17 protein-coding genes are annotated in these 16,380 nt (G+C 70.9%); 7 read left to right on the forward strand and 10 right to left on the reverse strand.

Annotated elements, in window-relative coordinates; genetic code table 11:
* Positions 1 to 44: 44 nt before the first annotated feature.
* The 4 genes from ACZ6ZP_RS23905 to ACZ6ZP_RS23920 form a co-directional block, all read right to left on the reverse strand.
* The gene (locus ACZ6ZP_RS23905; protein ID WP_351164319.1) at positions 45 to 995 is read right to left on the reverse strand and encodes a cytochrome c oxidase assembly protein; all 951 of its coding nucleotides are present in this window, start codon (positions 993 to 995) and stop codon (positions 45 to 47) included.
* 129 nt (positions 996 to 1,124) lie between these two features.
* Positions 1,125 to 2,150: a 6-phosphofructokinase gene (locus ACZ6ZP_RS23910; RefSeq protein ID WP_351164320.1), complete on the reverse strand. Its 1,026-nt coding sequence runs from the start codon at positions 2,148 to 2,150 to the stop codon at positions 1,125 to 1,127.
* A gap of 143 nt (positions 2,151 to 2,293) precedes the next feature.
* Entirely contained in the window at positions 2,294 to 3,022 is a 729-nt protein-coding gene (locus ACZ6ZP_RS23915; RefSeq protein ID WP_351164321.1) for a type 1 glutamine amidotransferase, read from the reverse strand.
* Positions 3,023 to 3,062: 40 nt separating this feature from the next.
* Positions 3,063 to 4,301 (reverse strand): MurT ligase domain-containing protein, encoded by a 1,239-nt coding sequence (locus tag ACZ6ZP_RS23920; RefSeq protein WP_249585950.1) that lies wholly within the window; start codon positions 4,299 to 4,301, stop codon positions 3,063 to 3,065.
* 142 nt (positions 4,302 to 4,443) lie between these two features.
* Here ACZ6ZP_RS23920 and def point away from each other — a divergent pair, with 142 nt between their 5' ends.
* Entirely contained in the window at positions 4,444 to 4,983 is a 540-nt protein-coding gene (def, locus tag ACZ6ZP_RS23925; protein ID WP_351164322.1) for a peptide deformylase, read from the forward strand.
* A gap of 57 nt (positions 4,984 to 5,040) precedes the next feature.
* Here the strand turns inward: def and ACZ6ZP_RS23930 are convergent, their stop codons facing one another.
* A complete protein-coding gene (locus tag ACZ6ZP_RS23930; protein ID WP_351164324.1) occupies positions 5,041 to 5,688 on the reverse strand; it encodes a TetR/AcrR family transcriptional regulator in 648 nt (215 codons plus the stop codon).
* Between the two features lie 167 nt (positions 5,689 to 5,855).
* On the opposite strand from ACZ6ZP_RS23930, the gene ACZ6ZP_RS23935 reads away from it, so the two are divergent.
* The 3 genes from ACZ6ZP_RS23935 (at position 5,856) to ACZ6ZP_RS23945 (ending at position 8,325) form a co-directional block, all read left to right on the forward strand.
* Complete coding sequence (locus ACZ6ZP_RS23935) at positions 5,856 to 7,082, forward strand: acyl-CoA dehydrogenase family protein (protein WP_351164325.1); 1,227 nt, start codon at positions 5,856 to 5,858, stop codon at positions 7,080 to 7,082.
* 162 nt (positions 7,083 to 7,244) lie between these two features.
* The gene (locus tag ACZ6ZP_RS23940; protein WP_361466889.1) at positions 7,245 to 7,688 is read left to right on the forward strand and encodes a MarR family winged helix-turn-helix transcriptional regulator; all 444 of its coding nucleotides are present in this window, start codon (positions 7,245 to 7,247) and stop codon (positions 7,686 to 7,688) included.
* Positions 7,689 to 7,776: 88 nt separating this feature from the next.
* Positions 7,777 to 8,325: an isochorismatase family protein gene (locus ACZ6ZP_RS23945; protein WP_351164327.1), complete on the forward strand. Its 549-nt coding sequence runs from the start codon at positions 7,777 to 7,779 to the stop codon at positions 8,323 to 8,325.
* A gap of 94 nt (positions 8,326 to 8,419) precedes the next feature.
* Here the strand turns inward: ACZ6ZP_RS23945 and ACZ6ZP_RS23950 are convergent, their stop codons facing one another.
* From ACZ6ZP_RS23950 to ACZ6ZP_RS23965, 4 genes are all read right to left on the reverse strand, one after another.
* The gene (locus ACZ6ZP_RS23950; protein WP_351164328.1) at positions 8,420 to 9,208 is read right to left on the reverse strand and encodes a GNAT family N-acetyltransferase; all 789 of its coding nucleotides are present in this window, start codon (positions 9,206 to 9,208) and stop codon (positions 8,420 to 8,422) included.
* 50 nt (positions 9,209 to 9,258) lie between these two features.
* Positions 9,259 to 10,299 carry a PhlD gene (locus tag ACZ6ZP_RS23955; protein ID WP_351164329.1) on the reverse strand — a complete coding sequence of 347 codons (1,041 nt, stop codon included), beginning with the start codon at positions 10,297 to 10,299 and terminating at the stop codon, positions 9,259 to 9,261.
* 114 nt (positions 10,300 to 10,413) lie between these two features.
* Positions 10,414 to 11,235, reverse strand: a complete 822-nt coding sequence (locus ACZ6ZP_RS23960; protein ID WP_351164330.1) for an MmyB family transcriptional regulator — start codon at positions 11,233 to 11,235, stop codon at positions 10,414 to 10,416.
* 455 nt (positions 11,236 to 11,690) lie between these two features.
* Positions 11,691 to 12,578: a Gfo/Idh/MocA family protein gene (locus ACZ6ZP_RS23965; protein WP_366464322.1), complete on the reverse strand. Its 888-nt coding sequence runs from the start codon at positions 12,576 to 12,578 to the stop codon at positions 11,691 to 11,693.
* Positions 12,579 to 12,799: 221 nt separating this feature from the next.
* Between ACZ6ZP_RS23965 and ACZ6ZP_RS23970 the strand changes: the two genes are divergently transcribed.
* The 3 genes from ACZ6ZP_RS23970 to ACZ6ZP_RS23980 all read left to right on the forward strand — a co-directional run bounded on the left by ACZ6ZP_RS23970 (position 12,800) and on the right by ACZ6ZP_RS23980 (position 15,422).
* A complete protein-coding gene (locus tag ACZ6ZP_RS23970; RefSeq protein WP_469408292.1) occupies positions 12,800 to 14,278 on the forward strand; it encodes an MFS transporter in 1,479 nt (492 codons plus the stop codon).
* Between the two features lie 22 nt (positions 14,279 to 14,300).
* Positions 14,301 to 14,906, forward strand: coding sequence for a TetR/AcrR family transcriptional regulator (locus ACZ6ZP_RS23975; protein ID WP_351164479.1), 606 nt, complete (start codon positions 14,301 to 14,303; stop codon positions 14,904 to 14,906).
* A 69-nt stretch (positions 14,907 to 14,975) separates the two neighbouring features.
* Positions 14,976 to 15,422: a cupin domain-containing protein gene (locus tag ACZ6ZP_RS23980; RefSeq protein WP_351164334.1), complete on the forward strand. Its 447-nt coding sequence runs from the start codon at positions 14,976 to 14,978 to the stop codon at positions 15,420 to 15,422.
* Here the strand turns inward: ACZ6ZP_RS23980 and ACZ6ZP_RS23985 are convergent.
* On the reverse strand, positions 15,395 to 16,339 hold the full coding sequence (locus ACZ6ZP_RS23985; protein WP_366464318.1) for a DMT family transporter: 945 nt from the start codon (positions 16,337 to 16,339) through the stop codon (positions 15,395 to 15,397). The two genes, ACZ6ZP_RS23980 and ACZ6ZP_RS23985, sit on opposite strands and share 28 nt — an antisense overlap.
* Positions 16,340 to 16,380: the final 41 nt, after the last annotated feature.

The following is a 16,380-nucleotide window of genomic DNA, read 5'->3' on the forward strand; positions in this document are numbered from 1 at the left end:
AACCGCGGCCTGAGACCATCCTGACCCGCGAAGACCCTTTGCCGCTAGCGCCCGCGCGCGGCCAGTGAGGCGAGATAGGCGTTGTACTCCTCCAGCTCCTTGTCGCCGTCACGGTCCGCGGCCCGGTCCGTGCGCCGTGCCTGGCGCTGTTCGGAGCGGTACCACTGGAAGAGCAGCGCAAGCAGCACCAGGACGGAGGGCACCTCGCTGAACGCCCACGCGATGCCGCCCGCGGCGGTCTGATCGGCGAGCGCGTCGATGCCCAGGGACGCGGGCGGGTTCTTGTACGTGCCGACCATCGGCTCGGACGCCATCATCAGCGCGATGCCGAAGAACGCGTGGAAGGGCATGCCGGCGAACAGCTCCAGCATCCGCATGATGTAGCCGGGCCGGTGCGGACCCGGGTCGACGCCCATGATCGGCCAGAAGAAGACCAGGCCGACGGCGAGGAAGTGCACCATCATCCCGATGTGGCCCACCTTGGACCCCATCAAGGTGTCGAAGATCGGCGTGAAGTACAGCGCGTACAGGCTCGCGATGAACAGCGGGATGGTGAACGCGGGGTGCGTGATGATCTTCATGTAGCGGCTGTGCAGGATCCACAGCAGCCACTCGCGCGGGCCCTTGTGGCCGCGGGCCGCCACCGGCAGGCCGCGCAGCGCCAGCGTGATCGGGGCGCCCATCAGGATCAGGATCGGCGACAGCATGCTGATGACCATGTGCTGCACCATGTGCACGCTGAACATGACCATGCCGTAGTCGTTCAGCTTGGTGCACATCACCAGCAGGATGGTCAGCACGCCCGCCACGAAGGAGAGGGTGCGGCCGACCGGCCACTTGTCACCGCGTCGTACGAGCCGGACCACGCCCCAGCCGTAGAGGGCCAGAGCCACCAGGCAGCCGATGAGGAAGAAGGGGTCGGCCGAGAGTTCGAGCCCGCGCCCCAGCGTGAACGGCGGCAGATCCATGTTCATGCCGTGCCCGCTGTGATCCATCCACTGGCTCCTGATTCGTGCGGTTGTGCGCTGTGTGTCCGCACCAGACTAGAACGGCCCCCGGACGCCGACGCGTCCGGGGGCCGTTCGAAAAGGGCCTTCCAAAAGAGCCTCTGGAAGAGCGCGGCTCTACAGCACGCACTCCGCCTCGGCGTAGCGCTCGTCGGGCACCGTCTTGAGCGTCTCGACGGCCTCGGCGAGCGGGACCATCGTGATGTCCGTGCCGCGCAGGGCGGTCATCTTGCCGAACTCGCCGCGGTGCACGGCCTCCACGGCGTGCCAGCCGAAGCGGGTGGCGAGCACACGGTCGTACGCGGTGGGGGTGCCGCCGCGCTGGACGTGCCCGAGGATCACCGGGCGCGCCTCCTTGCCCAGGCGCTGCTCCAGCTCGATGGAGAGCTGGCGGGCGATGCCGGCGAACCGCTCGTGGCCGTACATGTCCTTGACGCCCTCGTCGAAGGCCATCGAGCCCTCGCGGGGCTTGGCGCCCTCGGCGGCCACGACGATCGCGAACTTCTTGCCCGCGGAGAACCGTTCGCCGACCTTCCGCGCCAGTTCCTCGATGTCGAAGGGACGTTCCGGCACGACGATCGCGTGCGCGCCCGCGGCCATGCCCGAGTGCAGCGCGATCCAGCCGGTGTGCCGGCCCATGACCTCGACGATCAGTACCCGCTGGTGCGACTCGGCGGTCGTCTTGAGGCGGTCGAGGGCCTCGGTCGCCACGCCGACGGCGGTGTCGAAGCCGAACGTCACGTCGGTGACCGCGATGTCGTTGTCGATGGTCTTGGGCACCCCGACGATCGGCAGACCGGCGTCCGACAGGAGCCGGGCGGCCTTCAGGGTGCCTTCGCCGCCGATCGGGATGACCGCGTCCAGGCCCAGGTCGGCGAGGTGGCCCTTGGCCCGCTCGACGCCGTCGCGCAGATGCGCGGGCTGCACCCGGGACGAGCCGAGAATCGTTCCGCCACGTGCCAGGATGCCGCCCACCGCGTCCAGGTCGAGCTTGCGGTAGTCGCATTCGAGCAGGCCACGCCAGCCGTCGTGGAAGCCGATGACCTCGTCGCCGTGGTCGACGACGGCGCGGTGCACGACCGAACGGATGACGGCGTTCAGACCGGGGCAGTCGCCGCCGGAGGTGAGGACACCAATGCGCATAGCCCGGGAAACCTTTGCAACGTGGGCCGAAGTCCGGACCACGTCGTCCGGCTGGAACCCCGCCACCCTATAGGCGGGAGGGGGCGGGGCCGCACCGGGCGTCCGACTGCTGGACGGTGCCGCTCACCTGTGCGGCGTGGGCATCAGGCGGGCTGCTGCGCGGCGTTCATGCGCTCGGCGCGCAGCGCGTCGTACCAGCGGTCGTCCGTCGGCGGCAGCGCGTTCACGTCGAGGGCCAGCTTCAGGAGCAGGTCCGCGATCAGCGGGTTGCGGGCGAGGACGGGGCCGTGCATGTACGTGCCGAACACCGTGCCGTTGTACGCGCCCTCGGTGCCGTCGCCCGTGCCGTTGCCGCGGCCCAGTGAGACGCGGGCGAACGGGCGGGCGGAGGGGCCGATGTGCGTGATGCCCTGGTGGTTCTCGAAGCCGGTCAGCGGGGGCAGGCCCAGCTGCGGGTCGATGTCGCCCAGGACGTCGCCGACGCACCGGTCGCCCTCGCCGCGGGTGGAGACCACGTCGAGCAGGCCGAGGCCCGGCTCGCGCTGGCCGAGGTCGTTGATGAACTCGTTGCCCAGGATCTGGTAGCCGGCGCACACCGAGAAGACGATGGCGCCGTTGCCCACCGCCCGCTGCAGGCCGCCGTCGCGGCGCAGCCGCTCGGCCGCCAGGCGCTGCGGGCGGTCCTCACCGCCACCGATCAGGTAGATGTCGCCGGAGGTGGGCACCGGCTGGTCGCTGCGCACGTCGTAGCGCTCGACCTGGAGGCCGCGCTGGTGGGCGCGGCGCTCCACGACCAGGGCGTTGCCCTGGTCTCCGTACGTGCTGAGCAGGTCGGGGTAGACCCACACCAGCCGCAGGCTGTTGTCGCTCATGCTCATTCGTCCCTACGAGGGTCTAGAGGGTCCGGTGGGGTCAGTTGCCGACGCGGCGGCGCAGGTCCTGGAACGCGGTGTAGTTCGCGATCGTCTCGATCCGTCCGGGCGGCGCCAGCTGCACGGCCTCGTCGAGGGACTCGCAGACCCGGAAGTCCAGGCCCGCGACCTCGAGACGCACCGCGAGGTCCAGCTTGCGGTCGCCCAGCACGAAGATCGGGTGACCGGCCAGGCGGGTGTAGTCGACGTCCCACAGCCAGGAGGTGTCGGTGCCGTCGGCGCCGCGGGCGTTCACGGAGAGCACCACCGGGGTGGGCGGCGGGTCGATCAGCGAGAACGTCTCGAGCCAGCCCGCCGGGTTCTTCGCGAGCAGCAGACGCAGGTCGCGGCCCTGGAACTGCACGACGTCATAGCGTCCCGCGACGGCCTGCACCTGGTACATCCGCTCCAGGGCGACCTGCGGCGGCACGCCGAAGACGGCGGCGACGGCGGCCGAGGTGGTCGCGTTCGCCTTGTTCGCCCGGCCCGGCAGCTGGAGGTGGATCGGCCAGGCCGAGCCGTGCGGGTCCAGGACGTGGTCGCCGGAGAGCACCCAGCTGGGCGCGGGGCGGCGGAAGCCGCACTCGCCGCAGAACCAGTCGTCCCCGGGACGCTGCATCACACCGCCGCAGGAGGGGCACGACCAGGCGTCGTCCTTCCACTCCTGGCCCGCGGCCACCCACACGACGTTCGGCGACGAGGACGCGGCCCAGACGACCAGCGGGTCGTCCGCGTTCGCGATCACGACCGCCTTGGAGCCTGCCAGGCCCTCGCGCCAGGCCTCCGCCATCATGCGCGTCTCGGCGGCGCGGTCCAGCTGGTCGCGCGAGAGGTTCAGGAGCGCGATCGCCTTCGGCTCCACGTCACGAGCGACACCGGCGAGGTACTTCTCGTCGACCTCGATCACGCCGAATCTGGCGTCCGAGCCGCCCGCGAGGGCCGAGGTGATTCCCGCCGGCATGTTCGCGCCCAGCGCGTTCGACACCACGGGCCCGCTGGCGCGCAGCGCCTCGGCGAGCAGCCGGGTCGTGGTCGTCTTGCCGTTCGTGGCGGAGACGAGCACCACGTCCAGGTGCGTGGCAAGACGCCCGAGCAGGTCGGGGTCGAGCTTGAGTGAGACGCGGCCGCCGATCACCGATCCGCTGCCGCGGCCCGCCGCGCGCGATACCGCCGCGGCCGCCTTGCCCGCCGTCACGGCCAGCTTGGCCCGCGGCGACAGCGGGTCCGTGTTGCCTGCCATCAGTTCTGGATCCTCCTTGCGTACGGCGCCGCGTCTGCCCCCGGCAACGCGATGAACCTCAGCCTATCGAGATCCACTGACTAGCCCGAACCGCGGCACCACCCCGACCCCGGGGCTCTCCAAGGACCGTACCCTTGCGGCCATGCGAAGCGGCTCGATCCCGGGCGCCTCAGGGCGCGTACGACCCCTGACCCTGCTCGGTGACCCCGTGCTGCACAAGCCCTGTGCGGAGGTCACCGCCTTCGACGCCGAACTGGCGCGGCTCGTCGAGGACATGTACGCCACGATGTACGCCGCCCAGGGAGTGGGTCTGGCCGCCAACCAGATCGGCGTGAATCAGCGGGTCTTCGTGTACGACTGCCCGGACGACGACGATGTGCGCCATCTCGGGTACGTGGTCAATCCGCGCCTAGTGGACGTGGACGGCGTCGTCGTGCGCGGTCCGGAGGGCTGTCTCTCGCTGCCGGGTCTTGAGGCAGCCACGCCGCGCTTCGACCACGCGGTGGTGGAGGGCGTCGACCTGCGGGGGGAGCCCCTGCGGGTGCACGGCACCGGCTGGTTCGCGCGGTGCCTGCAGCACGAGTGCGACCACCTGGAGGGCGGCGTCTACACCGATCACGTCACGGGCTGGCGGCGGCGCAGGGTGCTGCGGGCCGCCGCCAAGGCGTCCTGGAACAGCTGACCTTCGGCGAACAGCTGACCTTCGGCGAACGGCCGGCCTTCGGCGGCCGGCCGGTCCTCAGAAGCCGGGGCCGCCGATGCGGTTGCCCGCCGCGGCGAGCCGCCCCCACAGCAGATCGGCCAGGCTGCTGACCAACTCCGCGCGCGAGCAGGGCCGTTCGCCCAGCCACCAGTCGCCGGCCGCGTGCATCATGCCGACGATGCCGTGCCCCCACACGCGGGCGAGCTGCGCGCTGCCCGGACCGAGGTCGACGCGCTCCTCGATGACCTGAGCGAGTTCCTCGCCCATCCGGCGAAGCACCGGGGCGGAGTGCAGGCCCACGTCGAAGCCCTGCTCGCCGGGGGTGAGGGCGTCCGAGGGGTGCATCAGGAAGCGGTAGACCTGCGGACGGGCCTCGATCGCCGCGAGGTAGGTGTCGAGCGTCTGCTCGACCCGCTCCCTGCGCTCGGCCGGGGCGTCCAGGGCGGCGCGCAGCGATTCGAGCAGCGCGTCGGTGTGCCGTTTGGCGAGCGCGGCGTACAGTCCGCCCTTGTCGCCGAAGTGCCGGTACAGGATCGGCTTGGTGATGCCGGCCTCGGCGGCGATCGCGTTCATCGAGGCGCCGGGCCCGTCACGCAGCACCACCCGGTCGGCGGCCTCCAGCAACTCGCGCCGCCGGCGCTCGGCAGACCGCTGCTGATCGGTCTGCTGTGTGGTGGTCTCCATAGCGTTTCTCTCCCCGCCCGTGCGATTGCGCCCCGCACGCGCAACGTAACACCCCGCGCGGGACGGCCATCGAACGGGCGGCCGGGAGTTGACATCGGCTACCGGCCGGTAACAGACTCCAGTTACCGCAAGTAACGCACGTCTTCACCGCAGGTCCTGGAGGGGTCATGGCCGAGTTCACCATGGAGCTCAACGACGAGCAGAAGGAGGTCCGGGACTGGCTCCACGGGTTCGCCGCCGATGTGATCCGTCCGGCGGCCGCCGAGTGGGACGAGCGTGAGGAGACCCCGTGGCCGATCATCCAGGAGGCCTCCAAGCTGGGGATCTACTCCCTGGACTTCTATGCCCAGCAGTTCTTCGACCCCACGGGCCTGGGCATCGTAATGGCGACCGAGGAGATCTTCTGGGGTGACGCGGGCATCGGCCTGTCCATCATGGGCACCGGCCTGGCCGCCGTGGGCGTCCTCGCCAACGGCACCGAGGAGCAGATCGGCACCTGGATCCCGCAGATGTACGGCGACGTGAACGACGTGAAGGTCGCCGCCTTCTGCTCCTCCGAGCCCGACGCGGGCTCCGACGTGGCGGCCATGCGCACCCGCGCCGTCTACGACGAGGCCAAGGACGAGTGGGTGCTCAACGGCACCAAGACCTGGGCGACCAACGGCGGCATAGCCAACGTGCACGTCGTCGTCGCGGTCGTCGACGCCGAGCTCGGGTCCAAGGGCCACGCCTCCTTCATCGTGCCGCCGAACACCCCCGGCCTCTCGCAGGGTCAGAAGTTCAAGAAGCACGGAATCCGCGCCTCGCACACCGCCGAGGTGGTCCTGGAGGACGTGCGCGTCCCCGGCCACTGCCTGCTCGGCGGCAAGGAGAAGCTGGACGAGCGCCTCGCCCGCGCCCGTGAGCGCGTCAAGACCGGCGGCGAGCGCGTGAAGAACGCCGCGATGGCCACCTTCGAGGCGTCCCGCCCGGCGGTCGGCGCGATGGCCGTGGGCACGGCGCGTGCCGCGTACGAGGAGGCCCTGGAGTACGCCAAGACGCGTACGCAGTTCGGTCGCCCGATCATCGACAACCAGGGCATCGCCTTCCAGCTCGCCGACATGCGTACGCAGATCGACGCAGCGCGTCTGCTCGTCTGGCGCGCCTCGTGGATGGCGAGCACGGGCAAGAAGTTCGAGTCGGCCGAGGGCTCCATGTCCAAGCTGTACGCGAGCGAGGTCGCCAAGAAGGTCACCGCGCAGGCGGTGCAGATCCTCGGCGGCAACGGCTTCACGCGTGAGTACCCGGTGGAGCGCATGCACCGTGACGCCGCGATCTACACGATCTTCGAGGGCACGAGCGAGATCCAGCGTCTGGTGATCGCGCGTACGTTGTCGGGGATGCCGATCCGCTAGTACGGGTGCCGCACGCGCGGTGCGTGAAATACGTGAAAAGTCCGCCCCTGTCGCTTCCGCGGCAGGGGCGGTTTTCCGTGGGCAGGTTGGGCGGGTTGGGCAGGTGGGGAGACGGGCAGGCAAACTTGCAAGGTTACCTGTCTACCTCGTACGGTGACGCACATGAGCGCACCCTCTGACGACCCCACTCCCGAGCAGATCGCGGCCGATCTGTCGAACGTCGTCCGGCGACTCGTGCGACGCTTGCGCGGTGTGACACCGGCGACCGGGCTGAGCCCTTCGCAGCGCTCCGTGCTCGCCCGCCTCGGCCACACGGGCCCCACCACCACCGCGGCCCTGGCCCGCGAGGAGCTCGTCCGGCCCCAGTCCATGCGGCTGACCGTGGGCGCGCTCGAGGAGATGGGGCTCGTCGAGCGGGCTCCCGATCCCGACGACGGGCGGCAGTCCGTCGTCTCCGTGACCGACCAGGGGCAGCGCACCCTCACCGAGATGCGGGCCGCCAAGCACGACTGGCTCTCGACGGTCCTCGCCGACGGACTCGACCCGGCCGAACGCCGCCAACTGACCGATGCCATCGTGCTGTTGGAGCGTCTGGTGCAGAAGTGAGGACGTCCGGCCTCCGGGGCGCGTCGCGCGCCCGCCCCTGACCGTCTGCCTCCCCAGCTCCACCCCCAGTAGGAAAGAGATCCACACCATGACCGCCACCACCCTCGACCCCACCACGGCCCTCGTCCTCGTCGACCTCCAGAAGGGCATCACCGCCCTGCCCACGGCCCACCCCTCGGCGGAGATCGTCGAACGGTCCGCCCGCCTCGCCGATGCCTTCCGCGAGCACGGTCTGCCCGTCGTCCTGGTCCGGGTCACCGGCGGCGCCCCCGGCCGCACCGAGGGGCCCGCACGGGGCGGCGACGTGCCCGCCGACTGGGCGGACCTGGTCCCCGAACTCGGCCGCCAGGAAGGCGACATCGTCGTCACCAAGCAGCAGTGGGGCGCTTTCTACGGCACTGATCTCGACCTCCAGCTGCGCCGCCGCGGCGTCACGCAGGTCGTCGTCGCCGGCATCGCGACGAGCATCGGCGTGGAGTCGACGGCCCGCGCGGCGCACGAGCACGGCTACCACGTCACGGTCGCCGTCGACGCGGTGACCGACATGGACGCCGACGCCCACCGCAACAGCATCGAGAAGATCTTCCCGAGGCTCGGCGAGACCGACACGGCGGAGGCCATCGCGAAGCTGCTGTAGGCACACCGCCGCGGTCAGCGCCGACGCTCACGTAGGCGTCGACGCTCACGTAGGCCGGGAACCGCGCCTCCGGGATGCCCGCTTGCCCGGTGGGTCAGGGCTGGTACACGTACGGCGTCGTCACGCTCAGCGGTTCGAAGCCAAGGCGCCGCAGGATCGGGCGGCTGTCGTCGGAGGCGTCCACCTGGAGGTAGCGGCAGCCTCGGGCGGCGGCGATGCGGGTGCGGTGGGCGACCAGGGCGCGGTAGATGCCCTTGCCCCGCCACCGGGGCGCGGTGCCGCCGCCCCACAGGCCGGCGAAGTCGGTGCCGGGGCAGAACTCCATCCGGGCCGAGCTCACCGGCTCGTCGCCCGCCATCGCGACCACCGCGACGATGGTGTCCGGGGTCTCGGCCAGCTGGGTGAGGACCCGCTTGGCGAGGCGTTCGCCGAGTCCCGAGCCGTCCTCGCCGAACGCCACCGCGTGGGCGTCCGCCATCAGCCGCACGCCGGCCGCGTCCGTCACCGGGAGCAGGCGCACCCCCTCGGGCAGTTCGGGCTCCGTGGGCAGGCCGGCGACCTCGGCCACCATCACGGTCTCCGGCGGCTCGGGGACGAAGCCGGCCGCCCGGAGCCGCTCGGCGAGGTCGGCGGGGCGATCGTGGGAGTGCAGCTTCCACTCGAACTCGCGCCCGAGGGAGGTGTAGTACCGCACCTGCTCGGCGATGACGGCATCCGCCGTGTCCGTGTCGACGTCCGCCCAGTGGACGCCGTTCCAGTCGTGCTCGGCACCGATCTGCCGGACGACGCCCCCGGCGCGCTCGACGCGCGCACCGGGGCTGTCCGTCCGCGCCTCACGCCGGATCTGCCGGTCGTACGCGGCCAGTACCGCTTGGTGATCCATGCGGGCACTTCAGCAGGGCAGGTGGGTCACGGCAACCGAATTAGGGCGGGTCACGCCTGCCAGTGGCAGCGCAGGGCCGCGGTGGCGAAGCCGGGGCCGAAGGCGACCATGACGCCGCGGGCGCCGTCGGCCGGGGGAGCGGCGTGAGTGCGTTCGAGGACCCTCAGGACACTGACACCGCCGAGGTTGCCCTCGTCGGCGAGGGTTTCGGTGGAGTGGCGGGAATCGTGCGGGGTGAGGCCCAGGGCGGTGGTGGTGTCGGAGATGATGCGAGGACTGCCGGGGTGGATGACGGCGAAGTCGGGCTTCTGCGGGCCGTGCCAGTCCATGACGGCGGGCAGTACGTCGTCAGCGGCGGTGAGGGCCCTCTTGGTGGAGTCGAAGTGGAAACCGTCGCTTGCGATCCGCCCCTGATAGCGGTCGAGGCTGTGCGGCAGGACGTACTCGAAGCTGTCGTCGATGCCGATCCCGGGCCCTGATGCTTCGCTACTGAGAACCGCAGCGGAGGCGGAGTCCCCGAACAACGCCTTGTAGATCATCGATTCAATCGTCGTGTCAGCATGGTTGTAGACCGTGGAGATGACTTCGGCGGCGACGACGAGGACCTTGCTGCCAGGGCGGGCGGCCACGAGGTCGGCGGCACGGATGAGGGCCTGGGTGCCCCCCGCGCAGGCCAAGGTCGTCAACGCGATGCGGCGTACCGTGGGCCGCAGGCCAAGCCGGGCGACCAGGTGTACGTCGAGGTTCGGGACGGCCCAGCCGGTGACATGCGCGGTGACGATCGCGTCGATGTCCTCGGCGGCCAGTCCGGCGGCGTCGAGCGCCGCGTGGGCTGCTCGCTCGGCCATGGTGACGGAATCCTGGAAAGCGGTCTCGGCCCGCGCGCTGATCCCGGCCTTGCCCGCGATGCCGGGGGATTCGATGGGACGCGTGAAGTAGCGGGTGCGAACACCGCAGTTGCCCACGACACGGAGTATCGCGCTGAGCCGAGGATGGTCGGGGTGGTGCTCGCGTATGTCGTCCGCGATCTCAGCGGTGGTGATTTTATGGTCGCCGAATATGGTCTGGGGTCTTGAGACGTAGGCGGGCACGGGGTGACTCCCACTGGGCTTGTCGGATGTGGGGGGCGTGCGGCACAACGTACTTCACCGCACTGAACTGGTCCCCCTCCGACAACCGGAGTCTTTGAAGACGTGACCGCCTGGTCAGTGGGCCCGCAGCATGGGCGCGCGGGTGTGGGCGCGCTTCTCGCCGGGATGGAACACCATGATGATCAGCCGGGCGCCGGGCGCCGTCATGGGTTGCGCCGCGCACATGGTCAGCCAGCCGGGGCCCTGCTCGGCGTGGTGGAGGGGACGCTCATCGCCGTCCGGGTGCGAGAAGAAGCCAGTGGTCCCGTAGAGGGGGGCGGCCTCGGGGTCTTCGAGGACTTCCTTCTCTATCTGGCGCAGAACTTCGTCCTCGGGCCGCGCCGCGAGCGCGGCACGCAGTTGCGGCAGCACCATGGGAGCCCAGGCTGTGTGCCAGTCCGTCAGGGACTGGCGCCCGGCGGGGTCGAGGAGCATCCACCGCATCGTGTTGCCGGGCACTCTCCCGTGGGGGAACAGCTCCGCGAAGGGCTCGTTGTAGGCGAGCATGTCCCACGACGCGTCGGTGACGTATGCCATGTGGCCGATGCTCTCGACGGCCTCCTGCCATACCCCGGGGATCTCCTTGCCGGACGACTGGTGCAGTGGCCCCGGAGGCTCCTGCAACAGTGCGAACCGGCAGAGCGACACCCACTCCTGCTCGTTGAGCCCGAACAGCAGCGCCACATCCCGCAGCAGCGACGTCGGCGGATTGGGGTAACTGCCCGACTCCAGACGGTGATACGTCCCGATGGCCCGGTGCAACAGTTGGTCGACCTGGTGCTGAGAAAGGCCGCGGGCCCGTCGCCCCTGACCCGTGGGGCGGCTGAAGCCGTGCGATTCGGGGGCAATGAGGGCGCGTCGTTCGCGGAGCAGTGCGCGGAGCGCCGTCTTGTTCATGGTGGGTAATCCCTCTTGGTGCACGCCGAGTTGAGCATCTGCAGTCTAAATATTCTCAGCAGCTTTGGTAGTAAAGATTGCCCGAAGAAAAACGATCAGCCGGTACGGCATCATGGGCGGAGCGGGACCACCGACCTGCGAGTTCCACCGTCGGCGGGCACGCGGACACAACTGTGGGGCATCTTGACCGGGGAGCTTGAAATTGGCTGAAATTCCTCGGCGTTGGGTACCCCCTAGGCCTATTGGGCCGCTGCGGGAAGAGTATGGATCGGCTGTTCGTAATCCGATGTGTGTGGTCGGAAACGTCGCACTCGGGACGTACGACGCATGACTTCCCGAATCGGTTCCTGGGTCCACTGGCTGCGGCCGGTGCCGTCACTCGCCATTACGTAGCGGCCACGGTACCGGCCGCCCGCGGTTGTCCCGGGCGGTTCAGCGCGTCGGAGGGGCATCGCTCATCCGGCGGGAAGCTGCTCCTCGGCGCGGGCCAGGATCTCCGTCACGCGCAGCCCGAACCGCACATCACAGGCATGCGGTCGGCCGGATCGCGCCGACTCCACGAGCGCGTCGACCGCCGAGCCGAACGCGTCGAGCGCCCGGCCTCCCGACGGCATCAGCGCCGTTCCCGCCTCGCCGCGCAGCTCCACCGTCACCCCCGAAGCCTTCGCCGGCGTGGTCAGGCTCAGCGCCGCCGTGCTCGACGCGCCGCCGCTGTGCCGCAGGATCAGATGGACCAGGTCCGCCCGTCCCGCCGCCGCCGTCACCTCGGTGACATCCCCGAGCACCGGCATCAGGATGGACAGGGCGTGCGGCCCGACGTCCCACAGACCGCCCCGCTGCGCCCGCCAGGGCGAGGAGAAAGGGCTGGTCCCGTCCGGTGAGTAGAACGAGCTGTACCAGTCGGCGCGCCCCGCGAACCAGCCCTCCGTCATCGCCTGCTCCGCCACCCAGGCCGACGTCGGCCCCGCGAAGCGCAGCGTGAAGAAGACGACGGACGCCACCCGGGCCGCTTCGGCCGCCGCGGCGAGGTCACGTGCGGCGCCCACCGTCGTCGCCACCGGCTTGTCCAGGAGCAGATGACAGCCGGCCGCCGCGGCCCGCGCGGCCAGCGGTGCCTGCACGTCCGGCGGCACGGCGAACGCCACGGCGTCGCTAGCGGCGAACAGGTCGTCCACGTCCGCGTACGCCGTCATCGCGTGCGCCGACGCCAGCGCGGCGGCCGCGTCGGGCCGGCGCCCCCACACGCCGGTGAGCTCCACGTCCGGGTGCGCGGCGAGCGCCGGAGCGTGGGTGGACGAGGCCCAGGAGCCCGTGCCGACCAGTCCAATTCGCAGTCTCTTCATGGGCGGCATTATGGCTGACTCCATACCTTCGGCGGTGGCGGCGGCCAGTGCCCGCAAGGCAGTTGGCCGTTCTTCGCCGATGTGTCCAAGTCGCGGATGGCTGGATCTCGTATCCGAACTCGGCAGTAGTGAAAGCCAATTCACCCGCTATGGTGAATTCCCATTCACTTCGCTTCGCCCCCATTCGCTTCTCTGCACTTCGTGTCCGCGCTGGAGTGATCATGAAGCTCGTCCCGATATCTTCCGCGGGTGGCGCAGGCATATGCGCCCGTCTGACGGTTCCGGTGCTGGCCTTCGGCGGCATTCTCATGGCGGTCACGCAGACGGTGGTCGTGCCGCTGCTGCCCGATCTGCCGCGCCTGACCGGCAGCTCACCGGGCGCGGTGTCCTGGCTGGTCACCGCCACCCTGCTGGCCGGTGCCGTCCTCACGCCCGTCCTGGGCCGGGCCGGCGACATGTACGGCAAGCGGCGGGTGCTGCTCGCCGCGCTCGGCCTGATGACCGTGGGCTCGACGCTGTGCGCGCTCACCTCCGACATCCGGGTGCTGATCGCGGCCCGCGCGCTGCAGGGCGCGGCGGCGGCCGTCGTGCCGCTGTCGATCAGCATCCTGCGGGACGAACTCCCGCCGGAGCGCACCGGTTCGGCGGTGGCGCTGATGAGCTCCACCGTCGGGATCGGGGCGGCGCTCGGCCTGCCGCTCGCCGCGCTGATCGTGCAGTACGCGAACTGGCACGCCATGTTCTGGGCCACGAGCGCGCCGGGCGCCATCGGACTCGCCCTCGCCTGGTGGACCGTGCGCGAGTCGCCCGTCCGCTCGCCGGGGCGCTTCGACACCTGGGGCGCGCTGGGTCTCGCCGTGGGCCTGGTCTGCCTTCTGCTCGCGGTGTCGCAGGGCGGGCAGTGGGGGTGGGGCAGCGCACCCGTGCTCGGCCTGCTCGCCGGCGCCCTCGTCGTCCTGAGCGTCTGGTGCGGGCAGCAGCTCCGGTCGGGACAGCCCCTGGTGGACCTGCGCCTCGCGGCCGGGCGGCGCGTGGCGCTGCCGCACGTGGCGGCGCTCCTGGCCGGATTCGCCTTCTACGCCAACTCGCTGGTCACCGCCCAGCTGGTGCAGGCGCCCGTCGCCGCTGGCTACGGACTGGGCCTCTCGATCGTGGCCACCGGTCTCTGCCTGCTGCCCAACGGCGTGATCATGCTGGTGCTCTCACCCGTGTCGGCCCGTGTGTCCACCGCGTACGGCGCCCGGGTGACGCTGGCCGTCGGGACGGCCGTCATGGCGCTCGGCTATGTCGTCCGCATCGTCGACAGCCGTCACCTGTGGGTGATCCTCCTGGGGGCGGCCGTCGTCTCGATGGGCACGACGTTCGCGTACTCGGCCCTGCCCACCCTGATCCTGCGGGCGGTACCCCTCGCGCAGACGGCGTCCGCCAGCGGCGTGAACGTCCTCATGCGCACCATCGGGCAGAGCCTGTGCAGCGCGGCGGTCGCCGCCGTGCTCGTCCGGCACACCACCGTGCTCGACGGGGTGCACGTGCCGACCCTGCCCGCCTATCAACTGGCCTTCGCCATGGCCGGAATCATCGCTCTCGCCGCCTGTGCCGTGGCCCTCGCCATACCCTCGGACCCGTCACCCGACGGCACCGAGCGGACCGCCGGGCGGCCAGGACCCCTGCAGGAGACGGCCCTGGAAGGAAGAAGCTGACGCCTTGAACACCTCTGACGCCATGACCGCGGCGGATTCCGGCGCGGCATCGGAACCCGGGGCGTGCGCCACCGGACCCGCCCGCCGCGACGCCGAGGCGACGAAGGACGCCATCATCCGCGCCGCCCGCTACCTCCTCGCCCGGCACGCGCACGCCGACATCACGCTCAAGGCGGTGGCCGAACGGGCCGGTGTGAGCGCGCCGTTGGTCCTCAAGTACTTCGGCAACAAGGACGCGCTCTTCGCCCGCATCATGTCCTTCGAGGCCGACGTCGACGCCCTGCTCGACGCGCCCCTGGCGGAGCTCGGCCGGCACATGGTCCACCACCTGCTGACCGGCCAGGCCGAGCACGGCGCCGACCCCATCCTGCGGATCGTCTTCGCCCCGCTCCACCGCGAACAGGGCGACACCTTGCGCGGCAACTTCCGTACGCAGGTGGTGGAGCGCCTGGGCGAGCGCCTCGAAGGACCCGACGCGGGCGTGCGCGCCGAGCTCGCGGTGGGCACGCTGCTCGGTCTGGGCGTGATGTACGGGATAGCGCGCGGGCCGCACTTGCGCGGCACGCCGATCGCCGAGATCACCGAGCGGTACGCGCCCACCGTGCAGGCTTTCCTCACCCCTCCGTGAGGGCCCGAATCCTGAGGGCCCCCGAATCCCGTCGGCCTCCCGAGCCGGCCTCCCGAATGGAGAGCACACATGAGTGACGCGAGTGAACGACCTGCCCTGGCGGCCGAGTTGGGCATGGAGCCGCACCCGGAAGGCGGCTGGTTCGTCGAGACCTGGGCCTCGGGGCACGCCTTCACGCCCGCCGGCTACCCCGGCAAGCGCACGGCGGCGACCGCCATCTACTTCCTGCTCTGTCCGGGAGAGGAGTCCCGCTGGCACGTGGTGCGATCCGACGAGATCTGGCTGTGGCACCGCGGCGGCCCCCTGGACCTGCACCTGGGAGGTGACGGCGAGCTCCCGAAGGAGGGCGCGGCGCCCATGCGGCTTGGGCCGGGCGTCGAGCGCGGCGAGCGACCGCAGATCCTGGTGCCCGGCGGCGTGTGGCAGGCGGCGCGTCCCACCGGCGACGAACCGGCCTTGGTCAGCTGTGTCGTCGCGCCCGGCTTCGACTACGCGGACTTCCGGCTGGCGGACTGACGCGGCCGGCCCGTGGAGGCGTCCCGCGGTGAGCACACCACCGTGGACGCCGAGTCCTTCCCGCGGTGCACGACCGCGACCGCCGCGAGCCCGACCGCGAGGCCCAACGCGGTCTGTACGCCGAAGGGTTCGCCGAACATCAGGGCGCCCCACAGGGCCGTGACCGGAGCCATCAGGAACATGAGCGTGTTGACCTGCGTGACGCCGGAGCGGCGCAGGATCAGCCAGTAGAGCCCGTACCCGCCGAAGGTGGAGAGTGTCACCAGCCAGCTGATCGCCACCCAGAACGACGCCTCCGCCGGCGGGACCGCGGCGCCGGATCCCACCGCGAGCGCCGTGAAGATGACGGCGCTGGTCACGCAGTGGACGGTCATCGAGACCGCCGGGGCGACCGGACGGGGGGCGCGGCGTTCCAGGAAGGTCGCCGCGACCAGCGAGAACATGCCGATGAACGGCACCAGATAGGCCCACCAGGGAGCGTCGGTGCCGCCGGTGGCGTCCGCCGCGGTCACGATGACGACTCCGCTCACGCCGAGGGCGAGCCCCACCCACTGCGTGCGCGAGACGTACTGGCCGAGCAGCGGCCCGGCCAGGGCGCCCGCCACCAGCGGCTGGGTGCCGTCGATCAGGGCGGTCGTGCCGCTGGAGACGCCGAGCTGTATCGCGTAGTACACGGTGAGCAGATAGCCGCTCTGCGACAGTGCCCCGACCGCCGCCTGCCGCAGTGCGTCGCGCGCCGTGAGTCCGCGCCAGGACGCGCGCGCCACGGTGAGGGCGACGAGCGCGAGCACGAGGGCCAGCGGCAGGAACCGCCACATCAGGACCGTCACCGCACTCGCGCTCCCGGCGCCCAGCTTGGCCCCGATGAAACCCGAGCTCCAGGTCAGTACGAACGCGATCGGGAGCAGGACGTTCATGGCGTTCCTCCGATGGTCGCTGTGGTCCCGACAGGGCGGTC

The organism is Streptomyces sp. NPDC054047 (genome assembly GCF_055585065.1).